The organism is Hoyosella rhizosphaerae (assembly GCF_014643175.1).
In the GTDB taxonomy this organism is placed as follows: domain Bacteria; phylum Actinomycetota; class Actinomycetes; order Mycobacteriales; family Mycobacteriaceae; genus Lolliginicoccus; species Lolliginicoccus rhizosphaerae.
This window is the reverse complement of the sequence record NZ_BMJH01000003.1, coordinates 556,605-577,266: the sequence shown is the minus strand read 5'-3', so window position 1 is coordinate 577,266 and position 20,662 is coordinate 556,605. Positions and strand designations below refer to the sequence as shown.

Genomic DNA, 20,662 nt, shown 5'->3' with positions numbered 1-20,662 from the left:
GAGTCGGCGTGCGTTGATGCCGTTCGAAAAATTGTGAGGAACTAAGCGTGCAAACCGTAGCAGCGAGCGAAGCGGTACATAGTGTTGATCGGTTGATTCGTTTAATCCGGAGTGCATCTGTCGTGCTGCTCGCAATGGTTCTCCTTGGCGGGTGCGCTAGCACCCAGGAAAGCGCGCAACCACCCATTCGGATACCGGATGCAGCAACCCCGATCAGTGCCGATACGCCAATTTTTGTCGGTGGGCATCGCTATCTGAGCCCATGCCGTGCACTTCCGCCGGAGGAAGTAGAAGCGATCTTTGGCACTCTCTCGGACACTGCCGTGTACGAACAGCGGTACCTCGATGAGTCGACGTCATCTCAGCAGGTCGAAAGTTACGCAGGGCTCTCTTTCCCAACACGGTGTGAGTATCGCAATGTGGATGGCCACGGTCTCTCGATTTTGGTTGAGATAGAGCAGTACTTATCCGTCGACTTTGCTAAAGAGTTTTGGCTGTTCATGGCGAAAGGAATGGAGAAAGAACGAGATCTCATCGACAAGTTCGGTGCATCAATAACGGATAGTTCCGACGACCCTGTTGAGTCGGATGCGGAGAAATTTGTTGATAATCTACGCAACACCCTCACTCGGTTGGAAGATCCAACACGCATCCAACCCGGAGATTTTGATGGATCGGTTGCATACGTCAGTGGCCCACTTGCTTTTCATGGCCTCAAGCGAAACATTCGTATCGAAATGACATCGCTGGTGGACTCCGCAGCAGACACCACCCATTCGGACTCAGATACTTCACGGTCATTAGCGTCATTGCTCGCTGCGCAAAAGAAACTGTTCGAAGTAATTTTCGACAACATCGACAATGTTGAGCTCGATCAGTCTGCGCTACCCACCAACATCAGCAACGAAACCGTGGTTGGCGGTGGCCATGTATTAGAGCCATGCCGCGTGCTCGACAACTCTGCGATGGCCCAGGTGGTTACCCTGCAACCGGCTGCGCGACTCGTGTCTACAACGTCGGTACCGAAAAAGCTGGACGAACCTTTGTACGGATATCGCCGCGGACAAGAAACACGATTCGCACGCAATACATGCACTCGAACGTCATATGCCGCAGGTACAGGATACGAACCGGTGACCACCATTCGGGCGACGATTTACTACCTAGCCGAATCGGAACTTAACCGCCTCGCTGTTCTCAAACAGATCCAGAACATCCACTACGGGAAGCTTTTCGACCGTGGCCCCCGTGACATCGATCCCACGCGACTCACTCGCATCCCAGGTTCTCAAGCTGAGGTTCTGTATGTTCATGACAACGGCAGAGTGATTGACATCTTCCTGCTCGTTGAAAACTACATTGTCTCACTCAGTAGCGATCAAGCATTCCTCGCTGACCGTGCACGATCGATTGACAATGAAAAGGTCATTGCTTTGGCAGACGTGATTGTCGACAACATTACGGCGTAGTACTGCGCGGCGAAAGCGGAGATGATCTCCCTCCGCCGCTGCCCGAAAACGCAGCAGACCTGATGAGGCCCAGAAATCAACCAAGTCGATGGAGTCTGAGCCGGGGTCGGCGGCAACTTCGATGAGCGGTGCTCGATGGCCACGAGGCAGGGAGATTCGGCGGGCCAGTCGACTCAGACGGTGTGGCTTGTCCCGCGCGACGCACAAACTGGGTTAGACGGGAAAATTGGTGGGCTGGAGGTGATGCCGCGGCAATCCAGCTAGAGTGATTTACACCACTAAGAGAATTAAAGGCCACTAAAAGCTGCTGTAGATCCAGGGGATACGCGACGCCTTCACACCGTACTTTTGGCTCGACGCCACCCTTGCTCGTCGGTCGAGACGATCTGATCGAGCAGTTTGGTGAGAGCCTCGATGATGGCCCGGGTGCTCCCAGGCGAGCAACCTTGTATACCGGTGCGCGAGGTGTTGGTAAGACTTTCATGCTAAACGCGGCTGAGGACGAGGCGCGTCGAGGCGGTTGGCTTGTGATCTCTGAAGCTGCGACCCCAGGGTTGATGGATCGCCTTATACGTGACCACCTGCCGTGGCTTCTCGCCGCGCGCGGGGGAAGCGCCCAAAAGCGCCAGCTGAAGGGCTTTTCCGCCCCGGCAGGTATGGGCGGGCTGAGCTGGGAGACTGTGGAAAGGTACCCGCCTGAATCGGGACTACGGTCGATGATCAATGCCCTGACCGAAGTACTCGCGAAACATGCGACTGGCCTGCTCATCACTATCGATGAAATACTTCGCAAGCTCTTCGACGATCTGCGACAGATCGGTACGCAATTCCAGCATGCGTTTCGCGAAAATCGTGAGGTAGCGTTTGCGGGCGCATGGGTTTATTAATCTACGAGCCAACTCTCTTGGAAAACTTCGCAGTTCGACTGCTCACTCCTACTTTCGATGACGCACGACTCAGGTCCCATACGTACGGTGGAGGTTGCGACACGGATGGGAGTCGACACAAACTACGCCGACCAGAACAGGCTGTGGCTGATTCAGGCGGAATTGATCGAACCCGCCGGTTACAGTTTCGTTGATTTCGCGGTCCCGAATTTGCGAAGCTACCTACAGAATCACGCAGCGTCACTGGTAATCACCGACGACATTCGCCCTGATTCAACCGAGGAGCATTAGCGTGCGACTAAATTTCAGCGAGGGCTAAGCTCACGTCTATGTCGACGGATGCGTCCGCAGTAGAACTTTCCGTACCTCGGATGCCAAAGGCGTTGGCATCCGCCAGCGAGCGGGCGAGCCGTGCGAAACACCTGGGTGCCCCGCACGTCGTGCCGATTAATGATTTGGTTGATGAGATCGGTCGCGCAATGGGTTGGGCGAACCTGCCGTACATCGACCCCACTTTCGGTGGCATAAACTCGCGCGCGTTGCTCGTCATGAAAGCGCCAGAGGAAGATGCGGACCCGTCGCGAACCGACCATCGGTTTCTGAGTTTCGACAACAACGATGACGGCGCAGCAAACATGTTCGAGGCGTTCCAGCGGCGGGGGCTAGCGCGTTCCCTGGTGCTGCCGTGGAACGTGTGCCCTTTCCCGATTGTGGGTTACACCCCAAACGCGGTCGAACGGAGGCGTGCAGCCCCGTTCACTCGCAGGCTGCTAGGTATGTTGCCTGCGCTGGAGGTGGTGGTGACGCTCGGTGGACCTGCTCGGGATGGATGGCGGCCGTCGGAACTGCATCCTGGGCGGAAGTTGAATCTGATTGCTGGCGCCTCCCCGTCACCACCGGGCATCAACACACTGAAGAACCGACAAAGCTTCGATGCCGCTATTGACCAGTTGACGCAGGTGCTGAATCGGTAATTTCGGTCGCCAACGGCCGATTGAGCTGTTCGTCTGTAATGGCAAGCGCACAGCAATAGGCTTTGTCGTATCTGTACATCGACCGGAGGGGTGCCGATGCCTTCAAGCCTTGCCTGGCTCGATAATTCTCGTGAGGATCCGCAGCGCATGCGTGAGTTGCTAAGCATGTTCTCCGATAGTGAGAGCCGTGACGAGTTGGGTATCGGCCAGATCCGTGATGCGTTTGCTGATCTTCTCTTCTCTGGTACGTCGACGCTGCACACTCGGGCGAAGTATTTCCTGCTGGTCCCGTGGTGCTATCTGAGTGCCGAGAAGCGCGGTGTGAGTGGTGCGCGGTTTTCTGCGGCAGTCGAGCAGCACGAAAAGCTGGTGATCAGGACACTGAAAGAAGCGGGGGACATTGATGGTTTGATAGGTCGCCGTGCGGGGCCGATGGTGAAGTCATTGCCGTCATCGGTGTATTGGAGTGCATTGGGCCGCTATCGGGTTCGGTTGGCTGAGGATCGTTTTTCGCCGGTTTTTGCCGATGGGGAGGATGAGCTCACGGAGCGTCAGCAGGGGATGTGGCATGCGACGCTGCCAAAGGTTCCAGTGAATTTTCCGCACACAATTCCGGGTGGGCTGGACTTGTTGTCAGGTGAGGCGCAGTGGCTACGGGAACGCATTCTGTCTGGTGCCGGGGGCACGTTGCTTGCGCATTTTGTGTTGCCGGGACGAGAGCCGGGCAAGAAGGCATCGACTTGCACTGATGGTACTCGGCCGTCGTGCATTGGAACACACCCGTTAACCCCGTTGACTTCAAACAACGCGAAGGCCGAGGACATCACTATGGCAGCCACACCATCCGGCGCAACATTGCTGCGGCGTATCGGGCAGCCGCGGCAAGAAAGATTGGTTGCGTTGCCGGAGGGGCGAGCAAGCGCCGACGAGGCCGTGGATTTGCAGCCGTGACGGCCGCCAAGAGTAGGTATCTCGCGGTACGCATGAACGAGGACTCTTAAACGGGGGTCCCCGGTTTTACCGTGGCTTCGCGATGAGGATTTCGTCGAACCGTCGAGCCGTGCAACCCTCAACAAAATTCTTCGCTCGACTCGTATCGGCAAGAAAGTTGCTCTAGTCGTTCTCTCAAATGAGGTGGACTGCCCAGTTCTCGGAGTGCCGGTCGCGGTTTGCGCCGAGTGCGGTCTAAGTAATAGAGCCCGACACCTCGCGTGGATCGAACGCGTCAGTAAGAAGTTGGTCCATTAGCAGTGCACCAGGCTGCAAGTCGTACCTGCGGGAGTCACATTGTAGGAACCGCATCCGCGCACGCCGTTGTAAGTTGCCTGGTCGATCCGCGCAGTAGGAACCCCGATGCCCAAGGCGATCTCGCTCGAAAACTTCTCAGCCCAGTCTTTACCCTGATCATCACCAAGGTCGGGCCGATTCGGTTTGAACAGTGCACGTTCACCCGACGGGGTGATTAACCAGATCTTAGCGTCGGACCCGGCGGGCTCGAGCTAGGGGATCGCCAAGCCAGCTGCATTGAGGATTTCGAAGGTAGAAGGCTGGGACATTATGGCAGGGAATTAGGATCGGAACACTCACGCCCACAGCGACGCGGCCAGCTCAACGTACCTGTCAGACCTGCCTTATACGGTGGGGCAGACGCGTTCATCGGATAGTTGGAGGGTCATGTCGGGTCGAGAGTTTAGTGAGCTGGAGCAGAAGCGCCGGGATGCCGCAGTGAGTCGCACGCGGCTTGCGGAGGAGATTGGTGGCGAGCTGGGAACGCCCGCGAAGGTGTATCGCATCGAGCGGAGTGTGGTGGGTGGCCGTACGAGTGACGCCGAGCGGCGGCTATACGAGGCGGCGCTGAACAGGTTGATTCGCACCGACGGCGACAATCCCCCTGTTGATCCTGATGTTGGCCGGCCCGTATCGCTCGGGGAGGATTTTGATCGTGCGGATGCGGAAGCGATGCTCGCGATCATTCGGGCGGGAGTGGGGGTGAGGGAGCGTCATGGGCCGTCTGCAGCGATGCATATGGCGCGAGAGTCGCTGTGGGATGTCTGGGAACGTCCAAGATTGCCGCGGCCGCTCCTCACCAGTAAATATCCGATGTCATACCCGTGGTCTCCCGCCGCACGCGATTTGTGGGAGGAGAATGAGGGGCGGCGGCCTCCGGGCGGTTGGGGTCTGATCCTGGAGCACATGACACCGCGGAGGCTCCTTCTCCTCGAACTGTTTGAGAATGCCTCGCAGCTGACGCCCGAGACGCTGCGCGATCTGCTGTTCGCGAAGCTGGCGGGTGCTGTGGTGACGAAGGAAGATGACCGGATTCTCAGCGGTGCTGGGTTTGGCGCATCTCTACCAGTGGGCACCCTTAGTGGTGACAACTGGGCGCGATATCGTGCAGCGGGCTTTGACCCGATGGCCTTTGAGCCGCTCCCGATTGACCCCATCGACGGTTAGCGTGTCGGGTTCGTACGAACTCCGACTTCTCCTGCGACGGCTGCGAACAGGGAACCGCTGAAGGTCTGATTGTCACCCGCCATCGGGAGCCAAGAGTTTCCGGGGGAGCGTCATCATGATGGCCAAGTCTCATCCTAAGGAGTTCCGTGACGACGCGGTCCGCGTCGTGCGCAAGCGCGGTCACTGATCAGGTTGGCTGAAGATCCGACGCCACGGCCCCGCGAGGGGCGGCAGCACGCCGAACCAACCCCGACGGATGCGCCCGCGCGATGTCACGCAGCTCAACTAGGTGTCGGTTTCGGCATCCGACGAAGGCAATTGAGCGATGATCGCGCCAGCGACTGCCCGGCCACCCTCCGACAGAAGCCGCTTCAGGACGGGCACTACGGCCTCGTCTTCGCAGCCAGCCGCGACAAGGCGGTTGAGCGCAGCGGCGGCCGCGGCCTGAACTTCGGATGGAGAGCCCCCAGCCATGGACAGCAACACATCAATGCAATCGCTGTCTGGAAATTGGGCGAGGATATGTGCGACCGACACGCGATCATGCTCGTGCCCAGTTGCAAGCAGCTGTCGAACTATCTCGCTGCGACAGGAGCTGTTCGCCAATGCGGCTTCGGCTTCGGCTGCAAGCCCCGATAGGGACGGAGCACCATCCCCGAACCCCGAACCCCGAACCCCGAACCCCGAACCCCGGGTCTCGGAGTCCACGAGTCCTGAGTTAACCCACGACGTCCAGGAACTGCTCCCGAACTTTGTTTGTAAGCCGAGCGCCGCTCCGTGCAAGAAAGCCGAGCAAGTCCTGCTGCTGGTCGGCCAAAACCGCTGGGTTGCGGAGAAAATCCGCGAGAACATTCCACCGCGCGACTGTAGAGTGCCAATGATTGATGATGGCGAGAGTATGCGGGAGATCCGGGCCACCATGCCCGAAGCTGCCGGACTCGGCGTCGGCGATTTTCTTGTGAATGGAGTCCTCCAACGCCTCCGCCAGGCCGAGGGCAGATTCGGCGGGTATGGCGCTGAGGTCATCGATCGCAGCCAGTGCCAAGAGGTCGCCCTGGCTTGCACGCTCGTGGATCTCAGAGGCCGTTGCCGCGTCCGCCTGCGAACCGATGCGCTGGAATGCTTCCCGGAGGTAGGCTGCATCTTCCGGAGCTCGGGCTGCAGCTCGTCTGCGTTGCTCAGGCGTCCACGATTCACCTGGGATTTTGCGGACGACACGTGCCAGGTCCTGGCCAGGGGCGTCCCCTGTAACTGGCGGCAATCTCAGGAGATACTCACGGATGACAAACAGCGTGTCGTCATCGACGGCGGGGACCAGGGCGCGAAGGAGATCGAGAAGGTAGTGGCGGAGGGAGAAGGTTGGCGTAACTCAGTCGGCATATGTGCTCGCGTCCTGCAGCGTTGAGAGTGTCCACGTTGCCAGTTTGTTCGCGTGATCTTCGTCGAGGTTGAAAGGATGTCTGTATGTCAGGCAGTCTCAGGCGGTTTACGCCTGAGTTCAAGGTCGACGCGCATAAGGCATCCGACGAGGTTAACGGTGCGCTCAGAATCCCGGTCGACCTGTGGGAACGCGGTGAAGGCGTGGTTCGCAAGGCCGTCGCGAAAACTATGCGCGACAACGGCATTCAAGGCATCAGCCCGCCCGGTGGAGATCAGAAGCGATGCTTGTCAATGAGGTTGCGCACACGGTCCCGGATTTGGTGAACCGCGACTTCGACCTTGGGCAGCTTGATGCGGTGTGGACCTCGGACATCACGTCCCTGGCCACCGGGGAGGGCTGTCAGTCAACTCAGCGCACCTGGCCTTCATGGCCGCAGAGCTCGGGGCGCGGCTCTCGGTCGGTCGGACCGGGGTATTCTTGGACAACACTCAGCAGGAAACGTTGTGGTCAACTCTGAAAACCGAGTTCTTCGGTCGACTTTCGTGGCTGACCAAGACTGCGGCGAAGCTTGCGATCGGAGACTGGATCGAATGGGTCTACTAACGGCGTCGCAGGCACGTATGACTCGGGATGACCAGTCCGGTGGCTTGCGAACAGCAACTCGTAGGTCCAGTGGTTCAAGCCGCTTAAACCGATGTCCACCAAACGGGGTCAACCCCACACCATTGAGTTCGGTTTAGTGAGTCAACTCACCACCGCCGCGTGACGTCGAGCCTATTCAGTTTGGGCGAGGAGTTCGTAGAAGTCTTGCTCGGTGAGAACCTCGATCGGCTGGCCTTGTGCCCGCAGCATGAATGCTTTGTTTGCTTTTTTGGTTTGAAACTCTTCGAGCGATTCACCGGAGAAGTCGTCGCCAACGACGAGCCGCGTCGTCTTTTTCGTCACGCTTTTTTCAGCAATTGCGCCTGCGTGTCCAGCCAGGTTCCACGCCTCTTGCCTGGTTATGGACAGTGCACCGGTGAAGGCGAAGCGGTGACCGAACAATGGATTGTTGGGGTCAGCATCTGGGTTGGCGCCCGCAAACTCAGGTTGCGAGCTGCTCCCAGAGTGGATGGTTTCGCATCCGCGCCAATTGCCGGGCTGCATGAGTCCGAGTCGGGTAGTGGTTGCGTCGGTTAGCTCTGCGATCGTTGAGCTATTGGTGCGCTCGGCTAGTTTGATTGCTATCTCGGCTGAGGCGATCGCATCAGCAACCGGGTCATGGTGGTTTTCGATCACTATGCCGAGTGACTCCGCCACGATCGGGAGCCGGTAGCTGATCAAGTCGAGGATTCGGCGTGACCACACTAGTGTGCATCCATATTGCCACTCGGGCCAGGTGACCCCGCCGTGTGTGCACGCACTGCGCAGTGCCCCGATATCAAACCCGGCATTGTGGGCAATAACTGTTCGATCGCCGATGAGCTGCACAACTTCAGCCATCACGTCGTTGAATTGCGGCTCGTTGGCGACGGTAACGGCTGTGATTCCGTGAATCATTGTGTTGAATGGCGAGAAATGGTCAAGACCTTCAGGTGGTTTGCAGTAGGTCCCAAAGGTGCCGGTCAACTTGCCGTCTTCGACGATTGCCCCGCCGATCGCGCAGATTGACCCGCGTTGATTGTTCGCTGTTTCAACATCGAGTGCGACGAAATTGAGTCCATTAGTCATGTGTTTACTTGTACCGGAGGTGTCTGACGTTGTTGCTTGGTTTGCCGGTTTCACCGGCGTTGTTGCGGCTATGATCTTGCCCGGGCACCGGCAGTTCACCACCCGCCGATGCCCCAGATTGTAAGATCGCCCGGCAGAACATCTGCATGAAATCCTCATCGCGTTCGCGTCGTGAGGAGCTGGCGTTTCCGCGTGGATGGTCTAGAGCCCTGAAACCTCGGTTTCTTCGGTTGGAGCACCGTGCTGACTCCCGATAGGTGGGCGCGGGATCGTGGTGGTGCCGATTTCTGCGGCGAGCCTGGCAAACGGTAGGGCGGCAAGACGGTTGGGCAAGAGCCTCCGCAGTCCCACGCACCGTCACCAACTTCTTGGCATCCAGCTAGGATCTGGGCCATGAGTACCGCTTCTCCGGTGCGAAATCTGTCGGACACTCTCATCCTTGTCGATTCTCCCCGTGTATTTGTGCGGATCACGAGCGTGCTGATGTCGCCGATCCGTTGCCAGTTTTCGGTGCATGTTCACCGGCAGTCAGATGACTAAACTTGCTGCCGCATCGACCACACCTGGTCCGGCACGTTAGTCCGCGCGTTCGATGACTTCGGCTGACAGCAAAACAGCTGGCGACCGTGAGTGTGGATCTACCAGCCTGCTGAACCGCGCCCGCGCACGATTTTCGACGCCGAAACCGGGTGAATGGTCTACGCGCCGCGGCCGGGGAATGCCTAGGGACGATTCGATGAGCGCGAGGCTCGTAGTCGACTTTGGGCGCGTTACGCTTAGCTTAGTTTCGGCGCTGACCTGATCGAGATGAAGTACTGGCAGGTTTTCGTCCGTGGAGCGAAACACTGAGTTTCAGCCCAAGGTGAGCAATGTCAGGTACCTCTACTGCCGTGGCGCAATACTTAAGAAACTCTTGCGGCATGGGCACTCCGGATTACCGTGAGGAAGAAAATGAATCGTCTTGTTTTGTTGGCTGGATGTATCGCCGTATCGCTGGTCGTGGGGGCCTGCGGCGCGCAGCCGTCAGTAGGTGACGAGCTTCCCGCAACTCCGATTGCTACGTCGACATCCCAACCGGCATCGCCTGATGAGGCGGCATCCATTCCTCCTTCGACTCAACCTCTTGAGCAAACGCCAAGCACAGATGTTTCAGATCCGCAGGAGCCTTCACTCGAAACGACAGGTGCGTCGGAAGCCACCATCGCCGGGCCAGCGGAGTCCTACACGGTTGACAAGTGCGATCCCGCCATGAACGGAAACTATTACTTCGATGACGGAACAGTCGGAATTCTGCCGATGTGCATTCAGAACTATGAGCTTATTGAGGGGAACCCCAACTACCCCTTTTGTGGCGACCAGATATGCGTAGGTTCGGATGGAAATCCTGTGGCCACCGTCAAGGAGTCAAATGCTGGTGAACTGATCTATTGCGATCATGATTGGTGCTACCACGCTGATGGGACACCAGTGTCGATGGCAGAGATGCCTAATCCGGAAGGGCGCCCAAACCATGCAAACGACCACGCTGAGGCATGCGAATGGGGATACCTACCACCGGAGGATTGCTGATGACGTTAAGGCGCAAGTTTCTGTCGGCCCTTGTCTGTACTGTCCGATCACATAATTGATTGCGTACTTTTCTGGCGCAGGCCGCTGATGCTGGAGGGCTCAATGGATACGGACGGTCTCGTTCATGCAATCGCTGAGCTGGAGCCTCGGCCGCGTGAACGTCGGTGGGCAAGTCTGTCGCTGTGCATTCTTGATGCGGTGTGGAGCCTTGGTGCCCGGTATGACAGTGTCGTCGTCCCGCTTGTCAGGAGGGTCGCGACGGACTGCGATATTTCTACGCCGACAGTTCCGTTCGCAGATCCGATCGGCCCCGACCCGATGCCACTTTCCGCATTTCTAGATAGGTTCGATTTGCAGGGATTGCTTGCGGTGACGAATCGACAGAATACGTCCACGGTGGGTGGGATTCGCAAAGCTGACGCCGTGCTGCGCCATACACGGGTGTTCGTCGACAACGAAATTGATGAGCTGCAGGATGCGCACTCATTGATGGGCGACGGCGAGGCATTCAAGAAGGTCAACCGGGAGCTGCGGGGTATTCCGGGTGAAGGTACCGCAGGAATACGGCGTGGTTATCTGTGGATGTTGATCGGTGATGGCACTCGGATCAAACCGGACCGAATGGTACTCAGGTGGCTGAAGCATCACGGCTGCGACCTAGACCCGAAATCTGCTGAAGTGCTCATTGATCAATTGGTCCCCGCCGTAAGCGAGAAACTGAACCGCACAGTGACAGCCTGGGAGATCGACCATGCGATCTGGCAAGCGGGGCGCAAACTGAAGCCATAGTGGCGGTTCCGCTGGGTAGTCCTTGTCGCGTGTGACTATCCCAATTTTGATGGCGCAGTCCGGCATGTGCGGGGCGATAACGAGGTCGCACGGCCGTATTTCGAATGCGAAGCTTAGGAGAACACCCGTGCATAGAGGGATTGCGTGGGTTACGCATTCGGGAATGCTGCCGCGACTGCAGCTTTCTTTCCTTGCCGGTCATCCGCAATGCTCTCGGATTGTCGTCGTGCCCGGGTAAACATGATAGATCGCCTGAATTTTCCGGCCGAAATCGTCGGTGTGCCTGGCTTCGGTGTCGAGGATGCTGTGGCGTGCGAATTAAACGAGCCACTCCAATCGAGTTCGAAGTTCGTTGGGAAGCTTCCGGCGACGGTAAGGCCCGTGATCGGCACCACCGACAACCGCTTTGATGATCGAGTGTGCACCTAAATCACCACCGACTTTAGCTCGATTGCCGTCTGTGGCGGCAATCACGCGAATCTAACGGAACCGACTCCCGCCATCGTGCGTCCAACTCTCTTAGGACATGGAGGGGGTTCGAACGTGACTGCACCGGGACTCGGCGGGGGCGACCGTCGGTCGACCACAGCTGACGGGCAGCTGACTGTGGCGCCTGACTATCTGCGTGAGGTGGCGGCGAAGTTCGTCGAACATGCTGGCGTGGTCAGTGGGCTTGATCCGGGTGCTGGTGTTGCGAGTCTTGGCGCGTGTTTGCCTGGTTCGGCGACTGCGTCGCGTTGCCCGCGTGTGAGGGGTCTGATCAATCAGGCGCTCGGAGCGCTCGCGACCCGTTCGGAGGTGCTTGCCGACTTGGCACGGGGAACGGCAGAAGATTGCGTAGTAGGCGTGCTGCGCGGTATTAGGGGGTTGTATGTCTTCTCAGGATGAGTTGGATTCGTTGCGCGGTCGTGCGGGTGCCTGTTATCCGCCGGACTTGCGTGTGTCGCCTGAGTTGCTCGGACAGTTTGCGTGGGCGCTCGATTCTCTGTCGGACTCTGCGCGTCAATTGCCGACGGATGAGCCTGCTAACACGCTTGCTGAAGCTCTTCCGATGTCGGATACGGGCCGGGCGTGTACGGCTGCGTCGCAGGCTTTTAACGCTGCGGCGCGCGGCATTTCCGGAAGGCTTGCAGATATGGCGGCGATCGCGTCGTCTGTGTCGGAAGCGTATGACATGACGGATGAGCGTTTCGCCGTTGAGATTTTGAGTCTTGAGGATCTGCTGTGAGGCCGACGTTGTCCGTTTTCCGGCGGTGGAACCCGGATGCTTTTGAACAGGCCGCGGACGAGGCGGCGCGGCTTGCGAGACATATTGAGGCGCATAGTCGGCATCTGATGAGGCGGATGGGTGAGCTTCAGGATGGGTGGGACGGGATTGCCTTTGTGGCCGCGTCGGACCGTGCGGAGGAGGAGTCGGCGGTGACGATGCGGCTCGCGCACGCTGCCGACGATTTCAGTGTGTTATTGAGCGATGCGGCGCAGAGTATTTCGTCGCTTCGTGGCGGAATCGTCTATTTGCGAGGCCTGCTGAATGATGCGGAGAGGCTTGATTGTGTGATCGGGGAGGATTGGTCTGTGCAGCCTCGATCGGACGTGGCGGGCGGTGAGGAAGTGTTGGCTTTTGCGCGGCAACTCCACGAGACCTTGTATGCGATTGATGACGACGACCGCCGTCTCGCCGAGTCGATCCGTGCGCTGTTGCCTGCTGTTCGCGCCAATGCGGGTGCGGGTGATGGGTTGACGGCGCAGTATGGTCGAGAATTGGCATCACTGATCACCGATGGTGGGATCGCGGATAAGGATGCGGCACGGATTCTTCGTGAGCTTCAGGTTGCGGGGCTGACGCCGAGTCAGCTCGAACACCTCCACACGTCGGGCACAGTAGTTTCGTGGCCTGCGTCCACTCAACGGTTTGTCGAAGCGTTCCTTGACGAAGCTGGAGTAGATGGTGTTCTTGCCCTGTACGAGCACTACAAGCAGGAGGACATCGCGAACGGCACTGACAATGCGTCCGTGCTGGCCAACTCGATTCTGGTGTTGTCTGACGAACGTGTTGGCACCGGGATGAGCGATGGTGTGGTGACCGGTGCGGGCAGTTACACCAGGTTGCCCGAGGAGTTCCGTGAGTTGGTCAGCACCCGTGTGGGTGACGGCCCCGATGCAAATGGGTACTTCAACGAACAGCAGTACTTCCGGAAGATGAATGATTTCGCTGGGATGCTCAACTCGGCGGATGAAGGATACGAACCGGGACGTGAGTTCGGTGTCGAACTGGGTCGGCAGTCGGCGAACCTGGCGTACTTCTTCGACCATGCGACCGGGGCCGACTCGATCGGCTGGCGGGAGATGGTGGGCGGGTCCGCCGAGGATCTGCTGTCCACAGCGACCAGAAATACTGATGTGTCCTACGCGTTGATCACCGGTGAGCACGCCGACGGCACACCGATCGGCGACGGCTACGACGCCGATCACACACTGAAGACATTGATGCGCTACCAGTGGTCCGATGACGGCGCCGGTGCGATGACAGACATGGTCTCCTGGATCGGAGAAACTGCCGGTAGCGACGATCCCGGCGAGCGGCGGCTATCGCAGACAGCGTTCACCTCGCTTGTTGACACCACCACTGCGGCGAGCCGTGATCGTGACGACAACAACTTCATGGCCCTGCTGGAAATCAGAGGACAGACTCTGGGGGAACTCAACCCGGAGTTCACTAGCGCCCTTGCTGTGACAGCGTCGCCGTATCTTAACGATCTTGCGGGCATGCCCCGTGTGTCGTCAGGCAGCGAGTACATCGATGAGGGCATCGGTTGGGGAGATGCTGTCCGGTTCGCGACTCTTGTGTCCACATCGGATGAGTCAGCGGCGATATGGGCGGAAGCGATTTATCGTCAGCAAGATGCCAACGCGTATGCCGCCGGGGTATTGGGTGACGACGTGGGTGCTGCCGCCACATTGGGTGTTCACACCGAGAACCTTGGGCGGCTGCTTGACTCGGGGCTCAACAGCGAAGCCGGTTTCCGGGAGATGCGTGACGGTCAGGCGGAAACGCGTGATACCGCATGGAGCAACGTGTCAGACACCGTGAAAGCCGGGCTGGGTATTGCTGGTAAGCCGGGTGGTTTCACCGTTTTGGCTTTGGAGGCTTTCGAGCTGGGCTATGGATCTGGTGATCCGGATCATCCGGTGTTTGATCGGGAAGTGTTTGCAACCCGAGAAGTCGATGATGGTGACCGTAGTGATGCGATGACGCGATTTACGCAAATGTATTTCATGGCGCAAGGTGCGGAGTTGCCAGCGGAAGCGTACCCAGAGGCACTTCGGGAGTATGACGGCGAAACCGTAGTTGGAGTGCGCACGTTGTCTGAGATTGGAGAGCAGGCGGCGGTTGGCCAACTTGACTTGACAGCAGAATCTGGCCTCTTAATCGAGGAAATGGACGACCGAGGGGTGAAGAGTCGTGATTATGATTCGAATGTTGCGCGTGGGAGTGTGACGCGGATCGAGCGGGGTCAGTTTTTTGATCTGGCTGATGGGGGGATCGAGTGAGGTCGCGGCTTGTCGTGTTGTTGGCGTGTGTTGCGTTGGTGGTTGCGGGGTGTTCAGCAGGTGATTCTATTGACCGGTTGGAGCCGGGGCCTCCAGTCCTGAGCGAGGACGCGTCGGAGTATGAGTTTGATGAGTCGGCGTTTGGGGACTACGTCTTCGTGTGGTCAGCCGTACCCGATCTTGATCTGCTGAGCAGGGAAGCCGCGCTGGCGCGTGCAGTAGAAGAAGCGAGGAATATCAGTTTGTTCGTGGGAGACGAAGTCTCATTCCCCGGGTACGCGCAAATGCTGCGGAACTCGGGGGAAGGAGTGAGCGCCCACGGACGCGCAGACAACACCTGGCGTAGCTTCGGTGTTTTCTACGCCAAACTGCTGTCGATCACACCGGTCGGTGACGGTTTTCGGGCTGAGTACTGCCGCGACACGCGATCGGTGGATGCCTCCTACAACGCCGGGGGCTGGCGCACGCCGTTGGGGCCTGTGTCGTGGTGGGCGGTGGAGTTTGAGCCGGTAGCGCAGTCGGCGTTTGAGGTGTTGCCGGAGCCGTCGGGCCGTCGGGTGCCGAATTATGATGTGTTCGCTGGGTGGCGGATGACCAAGCCTGTTGAGAGCGAGATTGCGCATCAGCGTTGTGTGGACTGGCAGTGGGAGTTGTATCCGGATGCGCAGGTTGATCCTTTTCAGCCAGGTCCGGCGTCACGATCGGGCTGGTTTGAGATCGGTGAACTGCCGCAGCCGGTGCCGGGTTGGTGAACGGCTCATTCAGGTTGATCGTGATCAGACCCTAAAGCCGAAGGCTTTTCGTCCCCGGTGACTTGCGCAGCGGATGGGCCAAGAACGCGAAATAGGGAGCGCCGGAAATCCCGGCCCTCCCTATTTCGATCTTCAGTTGTGACCACTGGGGCTACTCTTTATCGCCGTGAAGTAGTCCCTTGCGAGGTAGTGCGTGTCAGCTTTCCTGGCCGTACTTGGCGAGAATCTTGTCCCGCTTAGGCGCTTAGATGTTCGCCTTGGTGACGTCGCCGTCGTAGTGGTCGACCACTCGCTTGTCCATGATCTTGCGCCACAGCGGTGGATTGGTTGCGACCACGATCATTGTGGCGTATCCGGCGGGAAGCTCGGGTGCTTCGTCGAAGGTGCGCAGCGTCTGGTAGCGGCGAACCGGGTTGGCGCGGTGGTCGCTTTTCCAGCTGTGCTGTGGCTGGCAGCGCTCGTAGCGGCCGCTTGCGAGCTTCTGGCGCTGAGGCCGTAGTGCTCCAGGTAGTTGTCGTTCTCAACCTCCTCAATCACTTCTGCGGGAGGGTTCTGCCCATCATCGTCGATGATCAGGTCAAGAAGTGGAATAAGTCCGGAGACAATAGGGAATCCGGCCCACTAGAACAAGCCTGAACCGGTCAGCTCCACAAGGCCCCAAGCGAGAAAGACTGCCAGGGCGGGCACTAGCGACAACGGCCACATGAGCTTCTTCTTGTCGCGCCAGCGCTTCAGTTCCTGAGCGCTGTTGTCGACGGCATCAAATGCGGTGGACTTTTCCTGCAACGATGCGGAGATACAAGAACCTCGCTGTGTCCATTCGCTTGACCTCGATGCCTAAGCAACTTGTTCCTTGGGCTATACGCAGTTATCTGTCATTGAGTTAGACGTAATGAGGAAGTATCTACAACAATGGAAGTGTTCAGATGGTTGCGATAGTCAAACCACACGTTGCTCAGCACATTCTGTGCCGCACAATGGTTACGTGCCGTGGCGATGATCCTCGATCCTGATGGGGTTAAATGCTGGCTGATCTCGGCCTGGAACTCGGGTGAGTCCTTCCCGATCGACGTGATTGTGATGGGAATGAGGCCACCGAGAAGGGCGGTATTCGCTGATTTTAGTGACGCTTCGACGTCACTCTCGGGCGCACCGAAGGTTGCTCCCCGGATGTTGAGTTCGGGTGCATATGTTGGGTGTTCTTCCACCGCCCAGCTCGATGCGACGGCACCTCCTGAATAACCCGACAAAGCAGTAGTTGTCGCAGCACCATCGAGGCCGACGGGCTCAAAACTCGTGACGGCACGTATACCGTCGAGTGCGGCGTAGCCAGGCGGATGCGGTGTGAGGAAGCGGTCATTCAATGAGCCGTGATCCGGCAGCGCAACAGACCCGCCGTCCCTCAGCCCCGCCGCCGCCAGCATCACCTCTGCCGCGGGTACTGCGAACGTGAGAGGTCCAGCGGGGGAGGCCGGGTCGATAGGGGCACCATGAACGAGGGAATACGTCGGTGCACAGATCCGTGTTGATTCCGTGTTTGTTTCGAACCACAATTCGTGGATTCTCCGCGAACTTCCGCCGATCCGCAGTGACTTGGCGTTGATTGCACGGAACCGACTCCCGCCATCGTGCGTCCAACTCTCTTAGGACATGGAAGGGGATACGAACGTGACTGCACCGGGACTCGGCGGGGGCGACCGTCGGTCGACCACAGCTGACGGGCAGCTGACTGTGGCGCCTGACTATTTGCGTGAGGTGGCGGCGAAGTTCGTCGAGCATGCTGGCGTGGTCGGTGGGCTTGATCCAGGTGCTGGTGTTGCGCGTCTTGGCGCGTGTTTGCCTGGTTCGGCGACTGCGTCGCGTTGCCCGCGTGTGACGGGACTGATCAACCAGGCACTCGGAGCGCTCGCAACCCGTTCGGAGATCCTTGCCGACTTGGCACGGGGAACGGCAGAAGACTACGACGTTACCGAAGCCTCGTTCGTGGTTGGGCTTGGCGGGTTTGGCGGTGGGCAGTGAGTATTACCCGCTCGACTGTGATGTCGTGGTCCCCGGATTCGATTGGCGAGTATGCCCGTCAGGTCAGGACAGCTGCGGAAGCGTTGTTTGACAGCGGCAAATGGCTTTACGGGGAGTTCGATCGGCTTGCGGAAACATGGTCGGGTGACGCGCATGCTGCAGCCGAGGATCGCGTGGCACACGAGTGGGGGCGTACCCGGAAGATCGCCACGATGCTCGAAGACCTCGCCGAGGACATCAAATCGACGGATTACACGCTCGGATCTGCGTGTATTGCGTTGCAAGAACTCATTGGTGAGATCGAATCTCAGCCGATCACGGTGTCCGAATCCTGGTATGTTCAGCCGCTGACTGACAACATTGATCCCTCTGTGGTTTCTGCGTTTCAGACCCGCGTCAATCACCTTGTTGGTGACCTGACGCATTACGACAACACGCTCGCCGAGCAGCTCACTCGCTTCGCAAATGAGTTCAATCTTTTTAGCCGACTGCGTATCGGTGTTGACGTGGGCGATGCCACTGCGCTTGGACAAGCTCTCGCTGTCGGCGTCGCCGAGGGAACGCTCACCCCCGAACTCGCCGAGCTGATCGGTCAGCAGCTGGCCCAACTCGCGCTGACTACGGCCCAGCTTGATGCGCTCGCTGCCGGTGACCCGGTCGCTGTGCCTGCTGACCAGCTGAACTATCTGCGCAACCTCGTTGAGGCGTCGGGCAAGGACGGCATCCTCGCGCTCAGCGCCTACTTTGACTCTCTCGGCACCGCCGACGGCGAAGCTAGTAAAGCTGCGCTGGCAAATGCGGTGCTCACCGTGTCGCACGAGAACATTGGTGCCGACATTACCGCTGACGGAACAGTTCGCAGCCCCGGAGGATTCGATCGCTTACCAGCGGACCTGCGTGAAATGCTGACGAGCGAACGGGGTGATGGACTCCGGTTAGCCAGTGGTTTCGATGGTCTTGGCGATAATTTGCGCGATCACGTCACGGACCCGAGCAGTGGCACGCCAACCCGCAGCGAGGTCCGTGAGTTCGCCGCGTTCGCTGACCTGCTCAACGCGTCAGAACCCACCAACGCACCTGGTGAACAGCTCGGCACGCATCTGCTCGAACGAGCCGCAGATTTCCACGCACTTGACGAGAATGCCGACGCAGGGGTTCCGCGTTCCAAGGCATTCCCTGACAGTAGTCTCTACACGCCCATTGCTGACACGTTCACCGACATCGCTACACGCAATACTGATTCTTCCGCTGCGATCCTCACCGGCACCTACAGTGATGGCACCGACCTGGCCAACTATGACCGCGACACCACAGTCGCGACTTTGCTCGCCTTCGGAAACGAACCAGCACAGGGGTTGATCAACTGGATCCCCGGCGACGCCACCAGCGCTAACCCAACGGTTGCGCAGCGTGCAGGGGAAGCCGCCTACGGGCTCGCGCAGACACTGTCGAGCAATGACTCTGGAATCGGCGGCAACAACCACAACGCGCTGCTCAATCTTCCCGGGCACAACAACCAATCGATCGGGCAGATCAACCCGGAAATGACACAGACCATCGGGGAGACACTGACTCCGTATATCCCGGCGATCGGCCAGCTTGAGGACCATCTTACGGAAACATTCGGGTTCGGGTCCCTTACACATGGCGACGCAATCAGGGTGTTCTCCGTAATTGACAGTGATCCGGAGGCGGCGGCGAACTTCAACGGCCAGGTGTTTGCCCAAATCGAGAACTTACAGTACAAACAGGCCGCACAAGCCTTAGCGAACCCCGAAGAGCCACAGCTCCGCTACGCCCACACCATTGGCCAGCTGCAAACTTACGTCGATCATGGCTACATCGTGGAAGGTGCAGATCGGGGCGCGGATGCGCAAGAACTGCACGACGCGAAAACCCAGGCGTACCAGATAGCGAGTGGCATTGCCGCGACTGGTGCCGGTGCGATTCCGGGTATCGGGTTCCCCGCAGCAGCCACCGTCATCGCAGTCACCGGGGTCCTCGAACAGTCCGTCGTTGGGTCAGTCCCTGGTATCGAAACCTATGAGGTGCCGCGCGAAGATCCGCTCGGATCCCGGCAGTACTACAACACTCTGCTCGCGCTCGAAGACCTGGGTGCGCTCACACCGCACCCCGTTCTCGACAGGTACATGACTGAGGACGGAAAACTTTTGCCCTACGAGGAAGCTCTGATGGCTGATAATCCGACTCAGAACCCCATCTCCGGCGGAAGCGGTATCGCGACGGATGCTGGCAACTATCTGTTGAATCATAATTTCCCCATTGACCGGATCACCCAGTATGTGGACAAGGGCCGTGTCGAGGCAAGGAAGGGCTGAATGATGACATTAGCGATCACCCACACTCGGTTCAGGGGCTGGAAGGCACTGGTCCCCGCGGTGGCGGTGAGTTTTTTCCTGGCTTCGTGCTCCACCGAACCGGAGGAGGAGGTGGATGCGTTCGCGGACTGCAGCACGGTGCGAGGCGATGCGTACATGTTGCTTGAACTTGCCGCCGAGCACATTGAAGAGCACGGGATTCTTCATGAAATTCTCGAGAGATACCTCGATGACGACGGTCAGCTTCTGTCGTATGAGGAGGCGCTGATGGCCGACAACCCCACTCGTAACCCCATCAGCGGGTGGAGCGGGATCGTCACCGATTTCGAGAATTATCTTCTTAGCGCGGCTGGAGTGCCGTATGCACCGGGGGTGGCAGACACGGTTAGGGAAGCACAGTGGCAGACCCGCTCGGCGGGGCATGTGTTGTCCGATGATGTGATCCTTCACCTTCTGGCGAACAAACTTGAGTACACGCAGTACGCGTTTGATCCGGTGGAGCCGTTGCAGCAGTCGGACCTTCTTGCCGATTATCTCGATGATGACGGGAAACTCATCCCGTTTGAGGATGCTCTGCTGGTCAACAATCCCACCAGGGATGTGACGATCGGCAGAACCACCATCACTCGTGTGTTCACTGAATACTTCACTACGCATGACATTCCCGCGAGTTTCGTCGTCGACACCTACCGGTATCTCATGGAGGATTGCGTGACCGCAGGCTAGAGCGCTCGCGCTCGAAGACTTAGGTGCTCTCGCACCTCATC

24 protein-coding genes and 2 pseudogenes are annotated in these 20,662 nt (G+C 58.6%); 18 read left to right on the top strand and 8 right to left on the bottom strand.

Going from position 1 to position 20,662, the window contains the following annotated elements:
• Positions 1-47: 47 nt before the first annotated feature.
• From IEW73_RS14400 to IEW73_RS14380, 6 genes and pseudogenes are all read left to right on the top strand, one after another.
• Complete coding sequence (locus tag IEW73_RS14400; protein WP_188676560.1) at positions 48-1,469, top strand: DUF3558 domain-containing protein; 1,422 nt, start codon at positions 48-50, stop codon at positions 1,467-1,469.
• A 365-nt stretch (positions 1,470-1,834) separates the two neighbouring features.
• Positions 1,835-2,356 carry an ATP-binding protein gene (locus IEW73_RS16590; RefSeq protein WP_372433642.1) on the top strand — a complete coding sequence of 174 codons (522 nt, stop codon included), beginning with the start codon at positions 1,835-1,837 and terminating at the stop codon, positions 2,354-2,356.
• A gap of 54 nt (positions 2,357-2,410) precedes the next feature.
• Positions 2,411-2,647: pseudogene (locus IEW73_RS16585) on the top strand (DUF8462 domain-containing protein); the annotation flags it as partial.
• A 38-nt stretch (positions 2,648-2,685) separates the two neighbouring features.
• Complete coding sequence (locus tag IEW73_RS14390; protein WP_188676557.1) at positions 2,686-3,330, top strand: uracil-DNA glycosylase family protein; 645 nt, start codon at positions 2,686-2,688, stop codon at positions 3,328-3,330.
• Between the two features lie 96 nt (positions 3,331-3,426).
• Entirely contained in the window at positions 3,427-4,281 is an 855-nt protein-coding gene (locus tag IEW73_RS14385) for a DUF6361 family protein (RefSeq protein WP_188676554.1), read from the top strand.
• Positions 4,282-5,004: 723 nt separating this feature from the next.
• Complete coding sequence (locus IEW73_RS14380) at positions 5,005-5,784, top strand: hypothetical protein (RefSeq protein WP_188676553.1); 780 nt, start codon at positions 5,005-5,007, stop codon at positions 5,782-5,784.
• 285 nt (positions 5,785-6,069) lie between these two features.
• Here IEW73_RS14380 and IEW73_RS14375 read toward each other — a convergent pair whose 3' ends face one another.
• Positions 6,070-6,492, bottom strand: a complete 423-nt coding sequence (locus tag IEW73_RS14375; protein WP_188676550.1) for a HEAT repeat domain-containing protein — start codon at positions 6,490-6,492, stop codon at positions 6,070-6,072.
• Between the two features lie 10 nt (positions 6,493-6,502).
• The gene (locus tag IEW73_RS14370) at positions 6,503-7,045 is read right to left on the bottom strand and encodes a hypothetical protein (RefSeq protein ID WP_188676547.1); all 543 of its coding nucleotides are present in this window, start codon (positions 7,043-7,045) and stop codon (positions 6,503-6,505) included.
• A 203-nt stretch (positions 7,046-7,248) separates the two neighbouring features.
• On the opposite strand from IEW73_RS14370, the gene IEW73_RS14365 reads away from it, so the two are divergent.
• Together IEW73_RS14365 and IEW73_RS14360 are read left to right on the top strand one after the other, a co-directional pair.
• Complete coding sequence (locus IEW73_RS14365) at positions 7,249-7,488, top strand: hypothetical protein (RefSeq protein ID WP_188676544.1); 240 nt, start codon at positions 7,249-7,251, stop codon at positions 7,486-7,488.
• Positions 7,489-7,522: 34 nt separating this feature from the next.
• Positions 7,523-7,768 carry a hypothetical protein gene (locus IEW73_RS14360; protein ID WP_188676541.1) on the top strand — a complete coding sequence of 82 codons (246 nt, stop codon included), beginning with the start codon at positions 7,523-7,525 and terminating at the stop codon, positions 7,766-7,768.
• Positions 7,769-7,939: 171 nt separating this feature from the next.
• On the opposite strand, the gene IEW73_RS14355 is transcribed toward IEW73_RS14360, so the two are convergent.
• Together IEW73_RS14355 and IEW73_RS16645 are read right to left on the bottom strand one after the other, a co-directional pair.
• Positions 7,940-8,875, bottom strand: a complete 936-nt coding sequence (locus IEW73_RS14355) for an exonuclease domain-containing protein (RefSeq protein ID WP_188676538.1) — start codon at positions 8,873-8,875, stop codon at positions 7,940-7,942.
• A gap of 201 nt (positions 8,876-9,076) precedes the next feature.
• Entirely contained in the window at positions 9,077-9,208 is a 132-nt protein-coding gene (locus tag IEW73_RS16645; RefSeq protein ID WP_268236319.1) for a hypothetical protein, read from the bottom strand.
• A 60-nt stretch (positions 9,209-9,268) separates the two neighbouring features.
• Between IEW73_RS16645 and IEW73_RS14350 the strand changes: the two genes are divergently transcribed.
• The 3 genes from IEW73_RS14350 (at position 9,269) to IEW73_RS14340 (ending at position 11,233) form a co-directional block, all read left to right on the top strand.
• Positions 9,269-9,415 (top strand): hypothetical protein, encoded by a 147-nt coding sequence (locus IEW73_RS14350; RefSeq protein WP_188676527.1) that lies wholly within the window; start codon positions 9,269-9,271, stop codon positions 9,413-9,415.
• A 411-nt stretch (positions 9,416-9,826) separates the two neighbouring features.
• Positions 9,827-10,444, top strand: coding sequence for a hypothetical protein (locus IEW73_RS14345; protein ID WP_188676524.1), 618 nt, complete (start codon positions 9,827-9,829; stop codon positions 10,442-10,444).
• A 102-nt stretch (positions 10,445-10,546) separates the two neighbouring features.
• Positions 10,547-11,233 carry a DUF8548 family protein gene (locus IEW73_RS14340; RefSeq protein WP_229676019.1) on the top strand — a complete coding sequence of 229 codons (687 nt, stop codon included), beginning with the start codon at positions 10,547-10,549 and terminating at the stop codon, positions 11,231-11,233.
• A gap of 149 nt (positions 11,234-11,382) precedes the next feature.
• Here IEW73_RS14340 and IEW73_RS14335 read toward each other — a convergent pair whose 3' ends face one another.
• Positions 11,383-11,658, bottom strand: coding sequence for a hypothetical protein (locus IEW73_RS14335; protein ID WP_188676520.1), 276 nt, complete (start codon positions 11,656-11,658; stop codon positions 11,383-11,385).
• A 118-nt stretch (positions 11,659-11,776) separates the two neighbouring features.
• Between IEW73_RS14335 and IEW73_RS14330 the strand changes: the two genes are divergently transcribed.
• Genes IEW73_RS14330 through IEW73_RS14315 form a run of 4 tightly spaced genes read left to right on the top strand, consistent with a single transcriptional unit; the run spans position 11,777 to position 15,537 of the window.
• On the top strand, positions 11,777-12,121 hold the full coding sequence (locus IEW73_RS14330) for a hypothetical protein (protein WP_188676517.1): 345 nt from the start codon (positions 11,777-11,779) through the stop codon (positions 12,119-12,121).
• A complete protein-coding gene (locus tag IEW73_RS14325) occupies positions 12,105-12,461 on the top strand; it encodes a hypothetical protein (RefSeq protein WP_188676514.1) in 357 nt (118 codons plus the stop codon). Before IEW73_RS14330 ends, IEW73_RS14325 begins: the two co-directional genes overlap by 17 nt.
• Positions 12,458-14,785, top strand: coding sequence for a WXG100 family type VII secretion target (locus IEW73_RS14320; RefSeq protein ID WP_188676511.1), 2,328 nt, complete (start codon positions 12,458-12,460; stop codon positions 14,783-14,785). Before IEW73_RS14325 ends, IEW73_RS14320 begins: the two co-directional genes overlap by 4 nt.
• Positions 14,782-15,537, top strand: a complete 756-nt coding sequence (locus IEW73_RS14315; RefSeq protein WP_188676508.1) for a hypothetical protein — start codon at positions 14,782-14,784, stop codon at positions 15,535-15,537. The genes IEW73_RS14320 and IEW73_RS14315 overlap by 4 nt, the downstream gene beginning before the upstream one ends.
• A 244-nt stretch (positions 15,538-15,781) precedes the next feature.
• On the opposite strand, the pseudogene IEW73_RS16580 reads toward IEW73_RS14315, so the two are convergent.
• From IEW73_RS16580 to IEW73_RS14305, 3 genes and pseudogenes are all read right to left on the bottom strand, one after another.
• Positions 15,782-16,062, bottom strand: a pseudogene (locus IEW73_RS16580) (alkane 1-monooxygenase); the annotation flags it as partial.
• Positions 16,063-16,158: 96 nt separating this feature from the next.
• Positions 16,159-16,323 (bottom strand): hypothetical protein, encoded by a 165-nt coding sequence (locus IEW73_RS16575; protein WP_229676018.1) that lies wholly within the window; start codon positions 16,321-16,323, stop codon positions 16,159-16,161.
• A gap of 89 nt (positions 16,324-16,412) precedes the next feature.
• A complete protein-coding gene (locus tag IEW73_RS14305; RefSeq protein WP_229676017.1) occupies positions 16,413-17,090 on the bottom strand; it encodes a lipase family protein in 678 nt (225 codons plus the stop codon).
• Between the two features lie 115 nt (positions 17,091-17,205).
• On the opposite strand from IEW73_RS14305, the gene IEW73_RS14300 reads away from it, so the two are divergent.
• From IEW73_RS14300 to IEW73_RS14290, 3 genes are read left to right on the top strand one after another with little or no spacing between them, the layout of a single operon-like run.
• Positions 17,206-17,556, top strand: a complete 351-nt coding sequence (locus tag IEW73_RS14300; RefSeq protein WP_188676505.1) for a hypothetical protein — start codon at positions 17,206-17,208, stop codon at positions 17,554-17,556.
• The gene (locus tag IEW73_RS14295; RefSeq protein ID WP_188676502.1) at positions 17,553-19,895 is read left to right on the top strand and encodes a TPR repeat domain-containing protein; all 2,343 of its coding nucleotides are present in this window, start codon (positions 17,553-17,555) and stop codon (positions 19,893-19,895) included. The genes IEW73_RS14300 and IEW73_RS14295 overlap by 4 nt, the downstream gene beginning before the upstream one ends.
• Entirely contained in the window at positions 19,896-20,621 is a 726-nt protein-coding gene (locus IEW73_RS14290) for a hypothetical protein (RefSeq protein WP_188676499.1), read from the top strand.
• The last annotated feature ends 41 nt before the right edge of the window (positions 20,622-20,662 follow it).